Origin of the sequence: Methylocystis rosea, assembly GCF_003855495.1 — a bacterium.
GTDB classification, from domain to species: Bacteria; Pseudomonadota; Alphaproteobacteria; order Rhizobiales; family Beijerinckiaceae; genus Methylocystis; species Methylocystis rosea_A.
In genome coordinates this window covers 2,270,297-2,286,344 of sequence record NZ_CP034086.1, presented here as the reverse complement: position 1 = coordinate 2,286,344, position 16,048 = coordinate 2,270,297, and the positions used below count along the sequence as shown (strand labels likewise).

Here is a 16,048-nt window from a genome sequence, read left to right as displayed (position 1 = left end):
TCTACCCCAGCATTCGCGGAAAGCCATAAATGAGCAGAAATCCGAGGAGCCCTTGCGCGGCTGTGTAGTAAGCCAGCAGCGCCGCGCTTTCGAATGATACGCGTCGCTGCGCATCGAGTTTCCCCGTGACGAGACGCGCCAGGGCGAATCCGGTCATCAGCGTGACAGTCGCCACGAGCTGACCTGTCAAGACAATGTCCAAATACACCATCGCGCCGTAGGAGTTTTCCCCCGGCCGCAGGCCGGATCGCCATTGCGCATAGCCCTCTATCCCGACGCCGGCGATGAGACACAAGGCGCCGGCGATCATCAGAAGCGCCGCCGATAGGCTGATCGAACCGGGCTTTGGAAGCGCGCGGTCGGCCATCCCGTACGCAAGGATGCTGAGAAGCATCAGCGACGCGCCGCTCGCCGCCCAGCGCAGGTCCGGAAGCGGCGAAGAGCCCGCGAGGGGCCAAACCCCCGGGCTGACGGTCCAAAGATAGAGGTAGGAGAAGACGAAGGCGATGTAGAGCGAGCCGGCGACGAGGATCAGCACGATCATCGCCCACCAGGCGTGCGACGAGGGTCCGGACATATAGGTGGGCAGACTGATCCCGCCGCCGATCTCCACCCGTCCGCGCGGCGGCGGGTCGAGCTGCCAGCACCAGACGAGCGTGGCGAAGATGGCTACCGCGCCGCAGACAAGCGCGATCGCAACGGCCTTCACCGTCAGCAGCAGAAAGAAAGCGGCCGTGAAGACCGCGGAGAACATATGCGCCCAGCCGGGCCCCGGCATTTCCAGCAGATATTCCGGTCGGGCGTCGATCGGCGAGGTGACGATCGTCTCGCGCCGTCCGGTTGCGGCGTTCGGCAGATAATAGGCCCCCGCGGCGACGTCCTCGGCGAGATTGGGCTGATCCCATAGAGGGTAGCGACTCGTGACGATTGGAACGCTGCGCATCGAATAAAGATCGCTCGGCAGCCACTCCAGCGTTCCGGCGTTCCAGGGGTTGGTTTGCCTTCGCTGCGTCTCCCAGTCGCGCCGGAAGCGCACGAAAATATCGACGACGAACACCAGCACGCCGAGCGCGAGAATGAAGGCGCCGATGGTGGACGTCATATTGAGCGTGTCCCAGCCCATGGCGCTTGGATAGGTCCAAACCCGGCGCGGCATGCCGAGGAGACCAGAGATGTGCATGGGGAAAAAGGCGACGTTGAAGCCGATGAACATAAGCCAGAACACGTAGCGCCCCAGGCGCTCCGAAAGCCGGTTCCGGCTGATCATCGGGTCCCAGTAATAGAAGGTCGCAAACAGCGGAAACACCATGCCGCCGACGAGCACGTAATGGAAATGCGCGACGATGAAATAGCTGTCATGCGCCTGAAGATCGAACGGCACGACCGCCACCATGACGCCCGTCAGACCGCCGACCGCGAAGATGAAAAGAAATCCGAGGATGAACAGCGACGGCGTGGTGATTCTGAATCGATCGCGCGCCGCGGCGATCGTCGCGATCCATGAGAAGACCTGAATGCCGGAAGGCACGGCGACCGCCATGCTCGCGGCCGAAAAGAAACCGAGGCTTAGGGCCGGTATGCCGGTGCTGAACATGTGATGCACCCACAGGCCGAAGCTGAAGAAGCCCGTGGCGATCAACGCGACGACGATCAGCCGGTAGCCAACCAGGGGCCGTTGCGCCATCGTAGGCACGATCATCGAGACGAGACCGGCCGCGGGCAGGAAGATGATGTAGACCTCGGGATGCCCGAAAAACCAGAAGAGATGCTGCCACAGCAGCGGATCGCCGCTTTGGGCCGCATTGAAGAAGGGCCAGCCGAAGGACCGCTCGATCTCAAGCATCATGGTCGCAAGGATCACAGCGGGGAAGGCGAAGACGATCATCGCCGCAAAGACCAGCATCGACCAGCCGAAGATCGGCATCTTGTCGAGCGTCATCCCCGGCGGCCGCGTGCGCAGCAAACCGACGATAATTTCAATGGCGCCAGCGATTGCGGATATCTCGATGAAGCCGATGCCGAGCAGCCAGAAATCGGCGTTGTCTCCCGGCGAGAACTTGGTCAGCGTCAGCGGCGGATACATGAACCAGCCGCCGCTCGGCGCGAGTCCATAGAAGATCGTCGAGAAGAACACGAGGCCGCCGATCACATAGGCCCAGACGGCGAAGGCGCTCAGCCTTGGAAAGGGCAGGTCGCGCGCAGCCAGCATCTGCGGCAGCAGGATGACGCTCAGCGCCTCCATCACAGGCACGGCGAAAAGGAACATCATCGTCGTGCCATGCACGGTAAAGATCTGGTTGTAGAAATCCTGTCCGATGAAACGATTGTCGCCGTGCGAAAGTTGGACGCGCATGATCAGCGCCAGCACGCCCGCGAGCAGAAAGAACAGAAAGGCCGCGCCGATATAGATGACGCCAACGAGACTGTTGTTGATCTCGCTGATTTTTCGCCACCCCGGCGGATAGGCCCAGACGCGCTCAAGTTCTTCAAGTTCGCCTGGCGGCCGCGGCGTTTCGTTTGGAAGACGCTTCGGGTCGCTTTGGCGTTCAGGCATCGAGGCGGCGCCCTAGGCGCCGTCCGGACGATCGGAACGCCCCTGCACGCGATCGTCCTCCAAAGCAAGCAGCCATCGGGATGCGATCCAAACGCCGGAGAGGACATAGCTTGCCGGGCAGGCCGCCAGCATCAGCAAACCGGCAAGGCGTTGATCCGCCAACATTGTCTCTGTGGTCACTCCCCAACTTGCAGCGCTTGTGTCGAGAACGCGCGGCGCGAACACAAGAAGCACGCCGAGAAGGCAGGCGACCTTTCCGGTGATCGCCAGAGCGGCGACGCCGCGCCAGCGCGCGACGCCTGTATCGCCAAGAATCGCGAGCCAGAACAGCAGGGCGGCCGCCAGCAGCGACGCGTGCATCAGGAGATGCGCGGTCGGATGCGACTCCGTGTAAGCGGCAGCCCCCGGCGCATGCCACGCATAGAGCAGGGCAAGCTGCGCCGCGGTGACAACCGCCAGGGCGCGACCGGTCGCGAGGACCGGCGCCGACGCGAAACGCATCCACAGCACAGCCAAAAAAGGCGCGAGCGCGCTCATTAATATAATGTGCGTCGCCATGTGAGACGCGCGAGGTCCGAGGCCCGGACCCGCGGAAGCGACAAGCCCGACCGCGGAAGCGACGATGATCGCGACGGCGATTTTCGCTCCGAAATCCGAGAAGGCCTGGACGCTGGGCGCGCCGTTCGCCGTCGATGCAATCGCCAATTTCGCTCTGCTCATCGATTCGTTGGTGCGGGTTACGAATAGGGACCATATTGGCCAGCGCTCGGACCAATCCAGAGCTTGTGGCGCCTATTGAAACGTCTGCCGCGTCGCCTACTGTTTAAACTTGGGGCGGCAAGCGGCGTAGACGTGGACAAATTTCAGATACTTCCCCATCTCGCGGCGCTGGCGGGCGCCTATGCGCTCGCATTGCCGATCGGCTGGGATCGGGAGCGAGAAGAGCGCAGCGCAGGTCTTCGCACCTTTCCGCTCGTCGCTCTTGCCTCCTGCGGATTTGTCCAGGCGGCTGAGCAATACATGGCCAACTCGCCTGACGGTATGGCGAGAATTGTTCAGGGGATCATCACTGGAATAGGGTTCATCGGCGGCGGCGCCATTCTCAAGCAAGGCGCGGCGGTTAAGGGAACGGCGACCGCCGCGAGCCTGTGGGCCACCGGCGCTATAGGCGCCTCGGTTGGTCTCGGCAGCTACGACGTTGCGGTTGCGATAGCGATTTTCACTTTTGTGACGCTCAGGGCGATCACGCCGCTCGAAAATAACGTGCTGGTCGACGACGATTCTCGCCCGAACAAAGACCCCCGCGTGAACAAAGATCCGAGCTCATAGAATTTGGCAGCTGCGTCGCGGATTCGCTCACAGAAGCGCAGGCGCGATGGCGCTGTGGAAGCGCGTCGGCAGCGCTGAGGAACATCGCCCACGTGACGGGGTTCTATTGCCTGACGAAACGGGACTGGATCATGGAGTTTTCAGTTGGACGCAGCCTGGGAGCGGCTTCAAAACATTTGGCAGGGGTTCGTGGCGTTTCTGCCGAACCTCGCCTTCGGAATCTTCGTTTATTTCGTCGTTTACCTGTTCGCCCTGGGCGTGGGGCGCGGCGTCGCTAGGGTCGCGACCCGTTCGGGACAGCCTCCACACATCGTCAAGATTTTCTCCCGGCTGGGTCGCGGCGCCGTTAACCTGATCGGCGCGATCATCGCCCTGTCCGTCGTGCTTCCTTCGCTCGACGCCGCTTCCGTGTTCGGCGCGCTTGGAATCGGCAGCGTCGCCGTCGGCTTCGCGGCGAAGGACATATTCCAGAATATGCTCGCCGGCATACTCTTGCTGGTGACGCGGCCATTCCATATCGGCGATCAGATCGTCAGCGGCCCGCATGAGGGAACCGTCGAGGACATTCAAATCCGAGCGACTCTGCTGCGCACCTATGACAGTCGCCGCGTCGTGATTCCGAACAGCGAGCTTTATACGAACCGCGTCGTGGTCAATACCGCCTATGAGGCGCGCCGCATTCATCTCATGATCACGATCGGCGTGAGCGACGAGGTCGACAAGGCGGGCGCAGTCATCCTTTCCAATATCGCGAAAGTGGGCCGCGTGCTGCGCGAGCCGAAACCTGTCGTGCTGTTCCAAGGCCTTGGCGATTTCGGCGTCAATCTGGAGGTCCGCTACTGGATCCAGCCGACGATCATGCGCGAGGTGGTCGAGTCGACCGACGAGGTCTATCGCGCCATTGCGCCGGCTTTGACGGCGGCCGGCGTCGACATGCCGTTCCCGACCTATCAGATCCTCTTCCACGATCAGACCGAGGAAACAGACGGGGAGCGCGGGCGTCAGCGCGAAGGTTGGCCGCCGCCGAGCGGAACTGCGCCGCCGCGCAAGCAAAGGCGCGATCAGGCGGCGACGACGACTCGAGCCGGCGAATTGTTTCACGGCGGCTAGGCGATCCTCTGTCTGCCGCTTTGCTTTGCATGAGCCCTGTGGAGAGCGGAATGGATCACTCGCAGCAAACGCAACAGGTCGCGCAGACTAGACTGCTGGCGATCATCTCCTTCTTGCTCGTCGGCTTTGCATTGAGACAAACCTACGCCGTGACGATGCCGCTCGCGGCGGCCTTTGTCGTGATCGCCGCTGTCTGGCCGGTCAAACCATGGCTGCAGCGCTATGTGCCGGAGACGCTCAGCAACATCGGCACGATTCTGGCGCTGCTCGCCGTGCTGGCGGCTTTCGCCGGCGCCATTTCCTTTTCCGTCGCTCAGATCGGGCAAGCTTTTGGCGAAAATTCTGAAAAGCTGCAGCAGCTCTACGAAAGGGTCTCCGCTTGGGTGCAGAGCTGGGGTGGCTCGATCGGCGGAGTGGGCGGCTACGGCCGGATGATCGACTTCGCACAACAGGCGCTCACGAGCGTCTACAACATCATTGCCTATATCGGCGTCATTGGCGTGCTTGTCGCCTTCGGCCTCCCCGAAGTTACGCTGCTGCGCCAGAAGATCGGACAGCAACTCGGCGGGCGTGAAAGACGATGCTTCAGAGCCAGCGCCTATCGCTGACGCCGATGGCGGTCCTCGTTTCGCTTTCGGTCTGGACCTGGATCTGGGGAATCGCCGGCGCCTTTATCGCCGTTCCGCTGACATCGGCGCTGATCATCCTCTGTCAACATTTTCCGAGCGTCCGTTGGATTGCGACGCTGCTCTCGGACGATCAGGCGGAGAGCGCCGCCTCGCCGGAGGAAACCGAGATGGCCGCTCGCCGCTCCGCGTGATGACCCAGTCGAGGCGCGGCTGATCCGCCCTCGACCTTGGACGCGGTCCTCAGGCGACGAGGCAGGCGTTGCTCTGAAGGTGGCCGAGAACGCGATCGACGTGCTCGGCGGCGCAGACGGCGACATCGGCCGGCTCGACCACTGTCTGACCGGCGCGCTGAAAGGTCACGCGGCCGGCATCCGCCGCGTCGATTGTCGCGGCGATCAAGCCGTCGCGGTCGTTGCTTCCGTCGAGCAGCGGCGTCACAACCTGGGCGACGATATCGAGCCGAATCGGCTCGTGACGCAGATTGGCCGAGTGCAAGACGCCGGCGGCCGCGTCGGCGCGCAGCATGGGGCAGGCGATTGGCTTCGCCGACAGCGCGCGGGCGATCCGCAGGCATTCCGTTGAGGCGGTCAAGAGACCCACAAGCGCCATGCGCATTAGCGCGTCGGCGATTCTGGATCGCATCGCCTCGTCGACCGGGGCGCCGCGCAGCTCCATCGCTGCGACGAGCTCGTCGACCGAACTCGACTCGGGCAGGCGCGCGACGAGCGCTTCCATGGCCTTGCGCACGTCAAGGTCCTGTGTGGAAAACCACGCCCCCGCGCCGTCGGCGAAAAACGCCTTGCCGTCCTCTTCGCGAGAAAGGCCAAAGTCCGGCCGCGCCAGAAAGTGTAGACCTTTAAGAGCGTCGGGCGTCACTGTGCGGACGCACTTGCCCTCCCGCTCTTTATGGATGAGCAGGGTTTGGCGGAAAGTCCGGCCGGTGAAAATATCCATGTGCTGCTCGAGTGAGACCTGATTGTCGCCCGCAAGCGCGCGCAGCAAGGGCGCCGCGGCGGGATTCATATTTTCGGGCAGCATGGTCGAAAGGGTCGCCTCGCCGAGATAGGCCAGCCCGCGGCCCCCGGCGCTCGCCATGAACTCTGAGAAACTGCACGGCTCGTTGCAGTCTTCGAGAAATTCGTGGCCGATGTAAGAGTCGTCCGCCATACGCAAATTGGCGGCTTCGGCGCGGAAAATATTGCCCCAGGTGGTTTCCGCCGGCGTGTTCTGCTCCAGAAAGGACAGCATTTCGCGGGCGCGGGCCACGCGCTCGCGCAGCGAGCCCTGCGGCCCCACGTGCAGCCCCAGCGCATCGCGCAGCGTCTGTCGCAGCCGCCATCCGGGCTGAACATTGTAACTGATGAAGGCGACGCCGTTTGGCGCGAGATTTTCTCGCGCGATTCGCAGAATGGCGTCGCGCACCTGCTCGGGCACCCAGCTGTAGACTCCGTGGCATATAATATAGTCAAACCCGCCGTCCTTGGACCGAAGGTCGGTCAGGCTCTGGCGGCGCAGATTGATATTGGAGAGGCCGAGGGCGGCGACTCGCTGCTGGCCCTCGTCAATCTGCCGCTGCGACAGGTCGACGCCGAGAAAATAAGCATCGGGGTGACGGGCCGCGAGCGGAATGAGATTGCCCCCAGCCGCGCATCCGAGTTCAAGCACGCGCGCGCGGGAGAGGTCCGGCGCCGCGAGCTTGAAGATACGTGCGACCGCGCCGAGGCGCGCCGGATGTGTCTGCGGAAAGGGATGCGAGACATAAGGAAGATCGTCATAGGAAGCGGCGTTGCGTGCAATCGCCGCCTGCACGGCCGTCCCGAAGTGAGTCGTCATAAGCAAGGTTCCGGAGCCTAAAGCGGATTCATTCTCCCTTCCGGCCGGCGAATTTGCAAATGACGCGCGGCGAATTCCGCAAGAGCGCATGAGAATCCACACCGGCCACTCCCATCGTGGGCCGATATTTTTCCCATCGTGGGACGATGCGCCAATTTGAGACGCGCCAACGCTCATTTCGAGACGCGCAGGGTCATAATCCAAAAAGATGAATTACTTCAAGTATTTGGCTTGTTTTCAGTCACTTGCGCACTGTTTCCTATTTATCACAGCTGCCGGAAATGTGGCCAAAGCGCGCGCTGAAGGCGCCGTTCGTCGTTGACTGTGCATGCCCGTCTAAATTGTATTCATCGCGATAACGCTTCCCGCGGCTTGGGCAAATTCGCGGCTTGGTGCTCTTCGCAGTCAAGGAATTGGGGGAACTGATCGTGACCAAACTATCTCAGAAACTCATCAAGTCGAACACGGGCGCCATCGCGCTTCGTCGCGTGCTCATGGGCGGCTCGGCCGCCGTCGCGATGGGCGCCGCCTTTGCGCCGACGTCGGCGAGCGCCGCGGTCTGCACCGGCTCGGTCGGCTCCGCCGCCGCGATTACTTCGTTTGCTTGCGGATTTCTCGACAATGCGTCGGGAAGCGGGTCCTCGGCCTTTGGCATTGGCAATACTTCCTCTGGAATAGGCTCGGCCGCGTTCGGTAATCTCAACACAGCATCTGGGTTGGGCGCTGCGGCATTCGGCAACACCAACAACGCCATCGGAGCTGGCTCTGCGGCGTTTGGCGTCCTCAATACTTCTAAGGGATTGGGTTCAGCCGCGGTTGGCGTCAGCAACACGTCTAACGGAGCTGGTTCTGCGGCGCTCGGCGTCCTCAACACGTCCAACGGAGCTGGCTCTGCGGCGGTCGGCGTCGGCAACACCTCGGATGGGCTCGGCTCCTCGGCGGTCGGCGTCGGCAACACGTCGAAGGGAGATCTTTCGACCGCGCTCGGCAATCTCAACAAGTCGAACGGCGCTGGCTCCGCGGCGATCGGCATTGGCAACGTCTCGGATGGAGTTGGCTCGGCGGCGATTGGCGTCGGCAACAAATCGTCGGGATTGGGTTCCGTCGCGCAAGGCGTCCTCAATACCGCCTCGGGGGCGGGGTCCGTCGCGCAGGGCATCGGCAACACCTCCGCCGGATTGGGCTCCACAGCTGTAGGCGTGGCGAATTTCGCCAATGCGGACGGCTCCACCGCCGTCGGCAACGTCAATGTGATCACTCCCGCATCGACCAAGGCGACTTCGGTCGGCTCCTTCAACGGGATCGATGGCGAAAACTCCACAGCCGTCGGCACCCTCAACGGCATCTTGGGCAAGAACTCCACTTCGGTCGGCGCCACGAACCTTGTGATTGGCGACAAGTCCACCATCCTCGGCACGACCAACGCCGTTGTGGGCGATAACTCCACCGCGGTTGGCACGGTCAACGGCGTGGCTGGCGACAACTCCGCGGCCTTCGGCGCCTTTAACGGCGTGATTGGCGACGGTTCGCACGCGATGGGCACGCTGAACGGCGTGATCGGCGACGGCTCGAACGCGGTCGGCACGATCAACGGCGTGATCGGTGACGGCTCCAACGCCTTCGGCACAGTCAACGGCGTGATCGGCGACGGCTCGAATGCGGTCGGCACCATCAACGGCGTGATCGGCGACGGCTCGAACGCGGTCGGCACGATCAACGGCGTGATCGGCGATGGCTCCAACGCCTTCGGCACGATCAACGGCGTCATTGGCGACGGCTCCACCGCGACCGGCTCCAAGAACCTCGTGATCGGCGACAAGTCCACCAGCACCGGCAACACCAACGCGGTCATCGGCGACAACTCCAGCGCGTTCGGCACGGTCAACGGCGTGGCGGGCGACAACTCCGCGGCCTTCGGCGCCTTCAACGGCGTGATTGGCGACGGGTCGCACGCGGTTGGCACGCTGAACGGCGTGATCGGCGACGGCTCGAATGCGGTCGGCACGATTAACGGCGTCATCGGCAAAGGCTCGAATGCGGTCGGCACCGTCAACGGCGTGATCGGCGACGGCTCCAACTCGGTCGGAACGTTCAACGCCGTCATCGGCGATAAGTCCACCGCGGTCGGCAACACCAACTTCGTGGCTGCCGACACCGCCCAGGCCTTCGGCTCTGGCAACTTTGTCATCGGCGACAAGGGCACCGCCGTCGGCACGAATAACGCCGCGATTGGCAAGAATTCGTTTGCCGCCGGCGTGGGTTCGAAGGCGATCGGCACGAACGCCGTCGCCATCGGAAACAACGCCCAGGCGGGCGCGAAGGGAGCTAACGCGATCGCGATCGGCACGAACGCGAAAGCCACTGACTCGGTCGCGATTGGTTTGAACTCGACCGCGTCGAACGGCGGCACGGCCGTGGGCGATTTCTCGACCGCGACGGGCCCTCTCTCGAACGCCTATGGCTTCGGCTCTAAGTCGACCGGCTTTGGTTCCTCGGCGACCGGCGCGTTCTCGAACGCGAGCGGCGTTGCCGCCACGGCCTCCGGCACGGGCTCGAACGCCAGTGGGTTCGGCTCCACCGCGACTGGCGCGTTCTCGAACGCCAGCGGCGTGGCTTCCACGGCCATGGGCGTCGGCTCCAACGCTTCGGGCTTCGGCTCGACGGCGGTCGGCGCCGGCTCCTCGGCTGCATTTGCGGGCTCGACCGCTCTCGGCGCGGGCGCAGTCGCCAACGCTCCGGGCCAGATCATGCTCGGCACGGCGGCCAACACCTACCAGGCGCCTGGCATCACCTCTGCCGCGAGCCTGGCCTCGCAGGTTGGCGTGACCAAGTTCACCACCACGGACGCCCAGGGTCATCTCGCGACTTCGGCCTTCGGTCCGCAGGACATCCAAGGTCTGCAGGCCGGCGTCCTTGGCCTGTCGCAGAGCGTGTATGACCTCGGCAGAGGGGTGCAACGCGGTTACGAGGGCACGGCCGTCGCCGTCGCGCTCGGCGGCGCCAGCTACCTGCCGGACAACAAGTTCTTCTCGGTCACCGGCAACTTCGGCACCTTCCGTGGTCAATACGGCCTTGCCGCTCAGGCGCAATTGCGCTTGAACGAATGGGCGGTGGTCAATGCCGGCATCGGCGCGGGCCTCAAATACGGCGGCGTCGCCGGCCGTGCGGGCGTGACCCTGGCTTGGTGATCCATGATCGTGAAGGTCAAGACAATACTGCTCGCGGCCCTAGTGGCCGCGAGTTTTTTTCCGACGATGGCTTCGGCGCAGTCGCCTAAGCCGGCGCCTAAGCCTGGGACCTCAAGGCCGGCGCAAGCGCCCAGGCCCGCCGAGATCGACAAGAACGGGGTGCTGATTCTGGTCCGCTCGACTCTGCTCGCGCTCGATCAGGCCAACAAAACCGGCAATTATACGGTGCTGCGCGACCTCGGAGCCCCCGGCTTCCAGACGAACACGGCCGCCCGGCTCGCGGAAATCTTCGCCTATCAGCGCAACCAAAATCTCGACCTCTCCGGCGTCGCCGTCTTGGAGCCGCAGCTCAGCATGCTGCCGCAAATCGAGTCGACCGGCATGATGCACATGTCAGGGTTTTTCCCCTCCGTGCCGACGCAGATCCGTTTCGAACTGCTCTATGCGCCGGTCCAAGGTCAGTGGAAGCTGTTCGGCCTCTCGGTTTCGCTGGGATCTTCAGCGCCGGTGGCGCCGAGCGACGCGCCAGCCCCGAGCGCCGCGGAACAGCCAAGAGGCGGGACAGGACTTCGCCCCTCCGGGCAAAAGCCCTGAGGGCATTAGGGAGCGGCCTCGCCGAGGCGCCGGGACGGTTCGCCGTCCCGGCTTGTCACTGAACTTAATAATTTGGCCAGCAGCGGCGGCCGTAGGGGCCGAGATGGAAGCCTGGCGGGCAGGCGCGACCGACGCCGTATCCGCCCCACTGTCCGCCCCAGCGGCAGCCGCCATAGGGACCGCGATGGCCGTAAGGCCCGCAACCGCCATAAACTTGCACGATCGGCGCGCTCGCCGTCTCACTTGGCGCGAGCGGCATGGCGGCCTGGGCAGGGGCAGCCACAGCGGCCGCGAAAACCAGCGCGAGACCCGTCCTCAATTTCATCTCCAATCTCCTCCTTAGACCAGATTAACGCGCGGCTGGCGCGCCGCGCCCTCAGAATATCAGCGCGTGAACCGAAACTTGGCAATTGCAATCTGCGATCTAGGTTAGTGCTGGCGCGGCTATGTTCATATAATGTTCTTGCGCTGAAATCGCGCGGCAGTTAAGCTGTCGACGATAATTTGCGCAAAAGAATTTCTCGGGAGCGCGCGATGGCGGTGAGGGTGGCGACGGTCGCGTTCGAAGGCGTCGAGGCCCGTCCCGTCGACGTCCAAGTGCAGATTTCGAGCGGCGCGGTCGTCTTCAACGTCGTCGGCCTCGCCGATAAGGCCGTCGCCGAGTCGCGCGAGCGAGTGCGCGCGGCGCTGATCGCTTCCGGTCTGGCGCTGCCGGCGAAAAGAATCACCGTCAATCTCGCTCCCGCCGACATGCCCAAAGAGGGAAGCCACTATGACGTGCCGATCGCGCTTGGCGTGATGGCCGCCATTGGAGCCATTCCCTCCGACGCGCTGGAAGGATTCGTCGTGCTTGGCGAACTTGCGCTCGACGGAACGCTGACGCCGACGGCGGGAGTCCTGCCGGCGGCGGTGGCCGCCAACGCCCGGGGCTTGGGACTGATCTGTCCGAGCGAATGCGGGCCGGAAGCGGCCTGGGCGTCGAGCGATATGGAGGTGATCGCGCCGCGCTCGCTCATCCAACTCGTCAATCACATCAAGGGCGCGCAGGTTCTAGCCCGGCCTGAGCCGGCGGTGCGCAGGCTCGCCGCCGATCAGCCCGACCTTTCCGACATCAAGGGACAGGAGACCGCCAAGCGCGCGCTCGAAATCGCCGCCGCCGGCGGCCACAACCTTCTGATGAGCGGCCCTCCGGGCGCGGGAAAATCGATGCTCGCCGCGCGGCTGCCGTCGATCCTGCCGCCGTTGACCCCGCGGGAATTGCTCGAAGTCTCGATGGTTCATTCGGTGGCGGGACAGATTGCGGGAGGCGAACTGACCGACCGGCGGCCATTTCGCGCGCCCCACCATTCCGCCTCGATGCCGGCGCTGGTCGGCGGCGGCTCCCATGCAAAGCCTGGCGAGATTTCGCTTGCGCATAACGGGGTCCTTTTTCTCGACGAATTGCCCGAGTTTCAACCGCAAGTGCTGGACAGCCTGCGTCAGCCGCTCGAGACCGGCGAGGTGGCGGTGTCGCGCGCCAATCATCGCGCCGTCTACCCAGCGCGCTTTCAGCTTGTGGCGGCGATGAATCCCTGCCGTTGCGGTCATGCGATGGATCCGGGCTACGCCTGCAAGCGCCAGCCCAATGAACGCTGCGTCGCGCAATATCAGGCGCGGCTTTCGGGACCGCTGCTCGACCGTTTCGATGTGCAGATCGAAGTGCCGGCGGTGACCGCCGCCGATCTCGTGTTGCCGCCGCCGTGCGAGGGTTCGCGCCAGGTCGCGGCGCGCGTCGCGCGCGCGCGCGAGATTCAGCGCGCCCGCTACGATGCGCTCTCGTTGCCAAGGGTCGCCGCCAACGCCGCCGCGCCGGCGGCGGTGATCGAGCGCGCGGCGCGTCTCGACGCTGCGGGCACAGCGCTGATTCGGGACGCGTCGGAGCGCTTCGGCCTCACGGCGCGCGGGTTTCACAGGGTCTTGAAGCTCGCGCGCACCATCGCCGATCTCGACGGCGCTGAATCCGTCGGCCGACCGCATCTCGCGGAAGCGCTTTCCTATCGCGCGGGACTTGCGTTCGGGCGCCTTGCGGCCTGATATGGGCGCATGTCCTTAAACCATATTGTGATTTTGGTCGTGGCGCAGCTCGTCATTCTGTTGCTGGCGGCGTCCATTTACATTGCTCTGCGCGGGCGTGGCCGCGAAAATGTCGAGGCCGAGCTCGAATCGCTGCGCGATGAAATTTGGGAGCTGCGCGCCGCCGCCGCCGCGCGCGACAGGGCGGAAGCCGCCAGTCTCGCCAAGTCGCGCTTTCTCGCAGCGGTCAGCCACGAATTTCGCACGCCGCTCAACGGCGTCATGGGGTTGGCGCAGCTTCTCGCGATGACCAAGCTCACCGCCGAACAGGCGAGCTATGTCGAAGCGATCGGCGATTCGAGCCGTTCGCTCTCGCAACTGATCGACGACATTCTGGATTTCTCCAAGATCGAAGCCGGCAAGTTCGAGCTGCGCCACGAAGCCTTTGCGCTCGCGCCGTTCGTCGAAAGCTTGGTCGAATTGCTGGCTCCGCGCGCGATGGCGAAAGGGCTGGAGCTTGCCAGCGTCATCTCGCCTGATACGCCGAGCGAAATCGTGGGTGATCCGGCGCGACTTCGGCAGGTGCTCGTCAATCTCATCGGCAACGCGGTGAAATTTACTGAGCGGGGCGGCGTGGGCGTGCGCGTCGCGCGAGATGGCGCGCGGCTGCGCTTCGAGGTGAGTGACTCTGGGCCGGGCGTGCCCGAGGCGGCGCGCGAGGCGATCTTCGAGGAATTCGAACAGGCCGATCCTTCCGACAACCACCCTCAGGCGGGCGCAGGCCTCGGCCTCGCCATCTCCCGCCGTCTCGTCGCCCGGATGGGCGGCGCGCTGGCGCTGGTTAAGTCATCCGACCAGGGGGCCGTGTTCGCATTCACGCTGCCGGCGCCGCCCATCAGCGAAGAGCCCGCGCCGGCGCCGCTTTCCGGGCTGAAGGCGCTGATCGTGGCGCAAAGCATCTTTGAAGCGCCCTATCTCGCGCAGTGCTTGAGGTTCGCCGGGGCTGAAGCGGAGATCGTCGCGGCCGAGGACGCACCCAGCGCGCTGCATAGCGCGCGCGAAAAACCTTTCGACGCCATCATCGTCGACTGCGCGCTGGGGCCGCACATGACGTCGCAGCTTGCAAAAACCGCACGCGCCGCGCAGGCGCGAAAGCTTTTTCTCCTTTTTTCGCCCATCGAACGGCGCGCCTTCGGCGAGGACGCCTTGTGCGACTTCGATGGCTGGCTGGTGAAGCCGGTGCGGATCGCCTCGCTCATCGCTCGGTTGTCGCAGGAGCGCGCCAAGGCGCCGGCGCCCGAGCAGGGCGCGCCCACGCAGGCGCTCGCCGGGGTGAACGCCCTTGTCGCCGAAGACAATGATATCAACGCGCTTATTCTCATGCGTCACCTCGCCAAGCTTGGCGCGAGAGTGACTCGGGCGGAAAGCGGCGCGCTCGCGCTCGCGCGCGCCCGCGAGGCGATCGAGGGCGTGGGCGAGCCTTATGACGTGATCGTCATGGATCTTTTCATGCCAGATTTCGACGGATGCGAGGCGAGCCTCCGCATTCGTGAGGCCGAGGCGCGGGCAGGCGCGCCGCGCACGCCCATATTGGTGCTTACGGCCAGCGCGCGCGAAGAAGACGAGCGCGCCGCCCGCGCCGCCGGAGTCGACGCTTTTCTCACCAAGCCGGTGGAATTCACTTCGTTGGCGGCGACGATCGAAGAGCTGAGATTGGCGGCGCGTCGCAGCAGCGCTTCCTCTTAGAGCAGGTTCCCAAAAGGCTCACAGACCTTTTCGATGAGAACCTGCTCCGACATTTGCTTTTGAGCGATTGCTATCGATCACATGAGTCCATGTGATCGATAGCGCTTTAGCCGCCCTGCGGCGCGATGACGCCGAACCGTCCCGACTGATAATCGGCGAAGGCCTGCCGCAACTCGTCCCGCGTATTCATCACGAACGGACCTTGTTGCGCCACGGGCTCGTCAATCGGTTCGCCGCTCATGACGATCAGCTTCACGTCATTGTTGGCTTCAAAGGCGATGTCTCCGCCTTCCTCCTCGAATACGACAACATCCGTGGCGCGTGCGATCTTCTCGCCATTGACTTCGGCCGTTCCTTCGAGAATGGCGACAAGCGCTGTATGGTTTTCCGGCAGCGTGAATCGGGCGCTCTTTCCCGCGTCGATCCGCACGTCCCACAGGTCAATCGGCGTCGCGGTTTGCGCCGGTCCGCGATGGCCCTCGAATTCGCCGGCGATGACGCGAACAAGCCCGGCGTTGCCGGGCAGATCGACGCGCGGAATGTCCTTGTCGAGGAGGGTCTGGTAGCGCGGCGGGCTCATCTTCTCGCGCGCCGGCAGATTGACCCAAAGCTGCACGACCTCGAACCGTCCGCCCGACTTGCCGAAGCTTTCGGAATGATATTCCTCGTGAACGACGCCGGAAGCGGCGCGCATCCATTGCACGTCGCCGGGACCGATCAGTCCGCCGGCGCCGGTCGAGTCGCGATGCGCCAGTTCGCCGTCCAGGACGATCGTCACCGTTTCGAAGCCGCGATGCGGATGGGCGCCGACGCCGCGGCGCTCGGGCGTCGGTGAAAAGTCAAACGGTCCCGCGTAGTCGAACAGCAAAAAGGGGCTCACCTGTGCGCCATGTTGGTGATGCGAAAACAGCGAGCGTACGGGAAAACCGTCGCCGACCCAGTGCATGGAGTCCGGGGCGGGGTAAACGCCGATAATTCTTCTCATGATGAAGGCTCCTTGCGGCCTATGTGGG

Annotated in this window: 13 protein-coding genes; 8 read left to right on the top strand and 5 right to left on the bottom strand. The window is 64.1% G+C overall.

Going from position 1 to position 16,048, the window contains the following annotated elements:
- Position 1 precedes the first annotated feature (1 nt).
- Entirely contained in the window at positions 2–2,554 is a 2,553-nt protein-coding gene (locus EHO51_RS11075) for a cbb3-type cytochrome c oxidase subunit I (protein ID WP_124738948.1), read from the bottom strand.
- A gap of 12 nt (positions 2,555–2,566) precedes the next feature.
- Positions 2,567–3,274: a cytochrome c oxidase assembly protein gene (locus EHO51_RS11070; RefSeq protein ID WP_124738947.1), complete on the bottom strand. Its 708-nt coding sequence runs from the start codon at positions 3,272–3,274 to the stop codon at positions 2,567–2,569.
- Between the two features lie 132 nt (positions 3,275–3,406).
- Here EHO51_RS11070 and EHO51_RS11065 point away from each other — a divergent pair, with 132 nt between their 5' ends.
- The 4 genes from EHO51_RS11065 (at position 3,407) to EHO51_RS11050 (ending at position 5,813) form a co-directional block, all read left to right on the top strand.
- On the top strand, positions 3,407–3,883 hold the full coding sequence (locus EHO51_RS11065; protein ID WP_124738946.1) for an MgtC/SapB family protein: 477 nt from the start codon (positions 3,407–3,409) through the stop codon (positions 3,881–3,883).
- A 144-nt stretch (positions 3,884–4,027) separates the two neighbouring features.
- Entirely contained in the window at positions 4,028–4,993 is a 966-nt protein-coding gene (locus EHO51_RS11060) for a mechanosensitive ion channel family protein (protein WP_124738945.1), read from the top strand.
- 50 nt (positions 4,994–5,043) lie between these two features.
- Complete coding sequence (locus EHO51_RS11055) at positions 5,044–5,601, top strand: AI-2E family transporter (RefSeq protein WP_164479386.1); 558 nt, start codon at positions 5,044–5,046, stop codon at positions 5,599–5,601.
- Complete coding sequence (locus EHO51_RS11050; RefSeq protein ID WP_124738943.1) at positions 5,574–5,813, top strand: AI-2E family transporter; 240 nt, start codon at positions 5,574–5,576, stop codon at positions 5,811–5,813. Before EHO51_RS11055 ends, EHO51_RS11050 begins: the two co-directional genes overlap by 28 nt.
- Positions 5,814–5,862: 49 nt before the next feature.
- Here EHO51_RS11050 and EHO51_RS11045 read toward each other — a convergent pair whose 3' ends face one another.
- Positions 5,863–7,455 carry a methyltransferase regulatory domain-containing protein gene (locus EHO51_RS11045; RefSeq protein WP_124738942.1) on the bottom strand — a complete coding sequence of 531 codons (1,593 nt, stop codon included), beginning with the start codon at positions 7,453–7,455 and terminating at the stop codon, positions 5,863–5,865.
- Between the two features lie 413 nt (positions 7,456–7,868).
- On the opposite strand from EHO51_RS11045, the gene EHO51_RS11040 reads away from it, so the two are divergent.
- Both EHO51_RS11040 and EHO51_RS11035 read left to right on the top strand, forming a co-directional pair.
- Entirely contained in the window at positions 7,869–10,643 is a 2,775-nt protein-coding gene (locus tag EHO51_RS11040) for a beta strand repeat-containing protein (RefSeq protein WP_245434556.1), read from the top strand.
- A 3-nt stretch (positions 10,644–10,646) separates the two neighbouring features.
- On the top strand, positions 10,647–11,237 hold the full coding sequence (locus tag EHO51_RS11035) for a hypothetical protein (protein WP_124738941.1): 591 nt from the start codon (positions 10,647–10,649) through the stop codon (positions 11,235–11,237).
- Between the two features lie 64 nt (positions 11,238–11,301).
- On the opposite strand, the gene EHO51_RS11030 is transcribed toward EHO51_RS11035, so the two are convergent.
- Entirely contained in the window at positions 11,302–11,562 is a 261-nt protein-coding gene (locus EHO51_RS11030; RefSeq protein ID WP_124738940.1) for a GCG_CRPN prefix-to-repeats domain-containing protein, read from the bottom strand.
- Positions 11,563–11,771: 209 nt separating this feature from the next.
- On the opposite strand from EHO51_RS11030, the gene EHO51_RS11025 reads away from it, so the two are divergent.
- Both EHO51_RS11025 and EHO51_RS11020 read left to right on the top strand, forming a co-directional pair.
- A complete protein-coding gene (locus tag EHO51_RS11025) occupies positions 11,772–13,310 on the top strand; it encodes a YifB family Mg chelatase-like AAA ATPase (RefSeq protein ID WP_124738939.1) in 1,539 nt (512 codons plus the stop codon).
- 9 nt (positions 13,311–13,319) lie between these two features.
- Complete coding sequence (locus EHO51_RS11020; RefSeq protein WP_124738938.1) at positions 13,320–15,035, top strand: ATP-binding protein; 1,716 nt, start codon at positions 13,320–13,322, stop codon at positions 15,033–15,035.
- Between the two features lie 106 nt (positions 15,036–15,141).
- Here the strand turns inward: EHO51_RS11020 and EHO51_RS11015 are convergent, their stop codons facing one another.
- Complete coding sequence (locus tag EHO51_RS11015; protein WP_124738937.1) at positions 15,142–16,020, bottom strand: pirin family protein; 879 nt, start codon at positions 16,018–16,020, stop codon at positions 15,142–15,144.
- Positions 16,021–16,048 lie beyond the last annotated feature (28 nt).

What these genes read in the sequence shown, in the direction of transcription:
- EHO51_RS11075 (WP_124738948.1), bottom strand. Translation starts at nt 2,554, where the DNA reads ATGCCTGAACGCCAAAGCGACCCGAAGCGTCTTCCAAACGAAACGCCG.
- EHO51_RS11070 (WP_124738947.1), bottom strand. Translation starts at nt 3,274, where the DNA reads ATGAGCAGAGCGAAATTGGCGATTGCATCGACGGCGAACGGCGCGCCC.
- EHO51_RS11055 (WP_164479386.1), top strand. Translation starts at nt 5,044, where the DNA reads ATGGATCACTCGCAGCAAACGCAACAGGTCGCGCAGACTAGACTGCTG.
- EHO51_RS11050 (WP_124738943.1), top strand. Translation starts at nt 5,574, where the DNA reads ATGCTTCAGAGCCAGCGCCTATCGCTGACGCCGATGGCGGTCCTCGTT.
- EHO51_RS11045 (WP_124738942.1), bottom strand. Translation starts at nt 7,455, where the DNA reads ATGACGACTCACTTCGGGACGGCCGTGCAGGCGGCGATTGCACGCAAC.
- EHO51_RS11035 (WP_124738941.1), top strand. Translation starts at nt 10,647, where the DNA reads ATGATCGTGAAGGTCAAGACAATACTGCTCGCGGCCCTAGTGGCCGCG.
- EHO51_RS11030 (WP_124738940.1), bottom strand. Translation starts at nt 11,562, where the DNA reads ATGAAATTGAGGACGGGTCTCGCGCTGGTTTTCGCGGCCGCTGTGGCT.
- EHO51_RS11025 (WP_124738939.1), top strand. Translation starts at nt 11,772, where the DNA reads ATGGCGGTGAGGGTGGCGACGGTCGCGTTCGAAGGCGTCGAGGCCCGT.
- EHO51_RS11020 (WP_124738938.1), top strand. Translation starts at nt 13,320, where the DNA reads ATGTCCTTAAACCATATTGTGATTTTGGTCGTGGCGCAGCTCGTCATT.
- EHO51_RS11015 (WP_124738937.1), bottom strand. Translation starts at nt 16,020, where the DNA reads ATGAGAAGAATTATCGGCGTTTACCCCGCCCCGGACTCCATGCACTGG.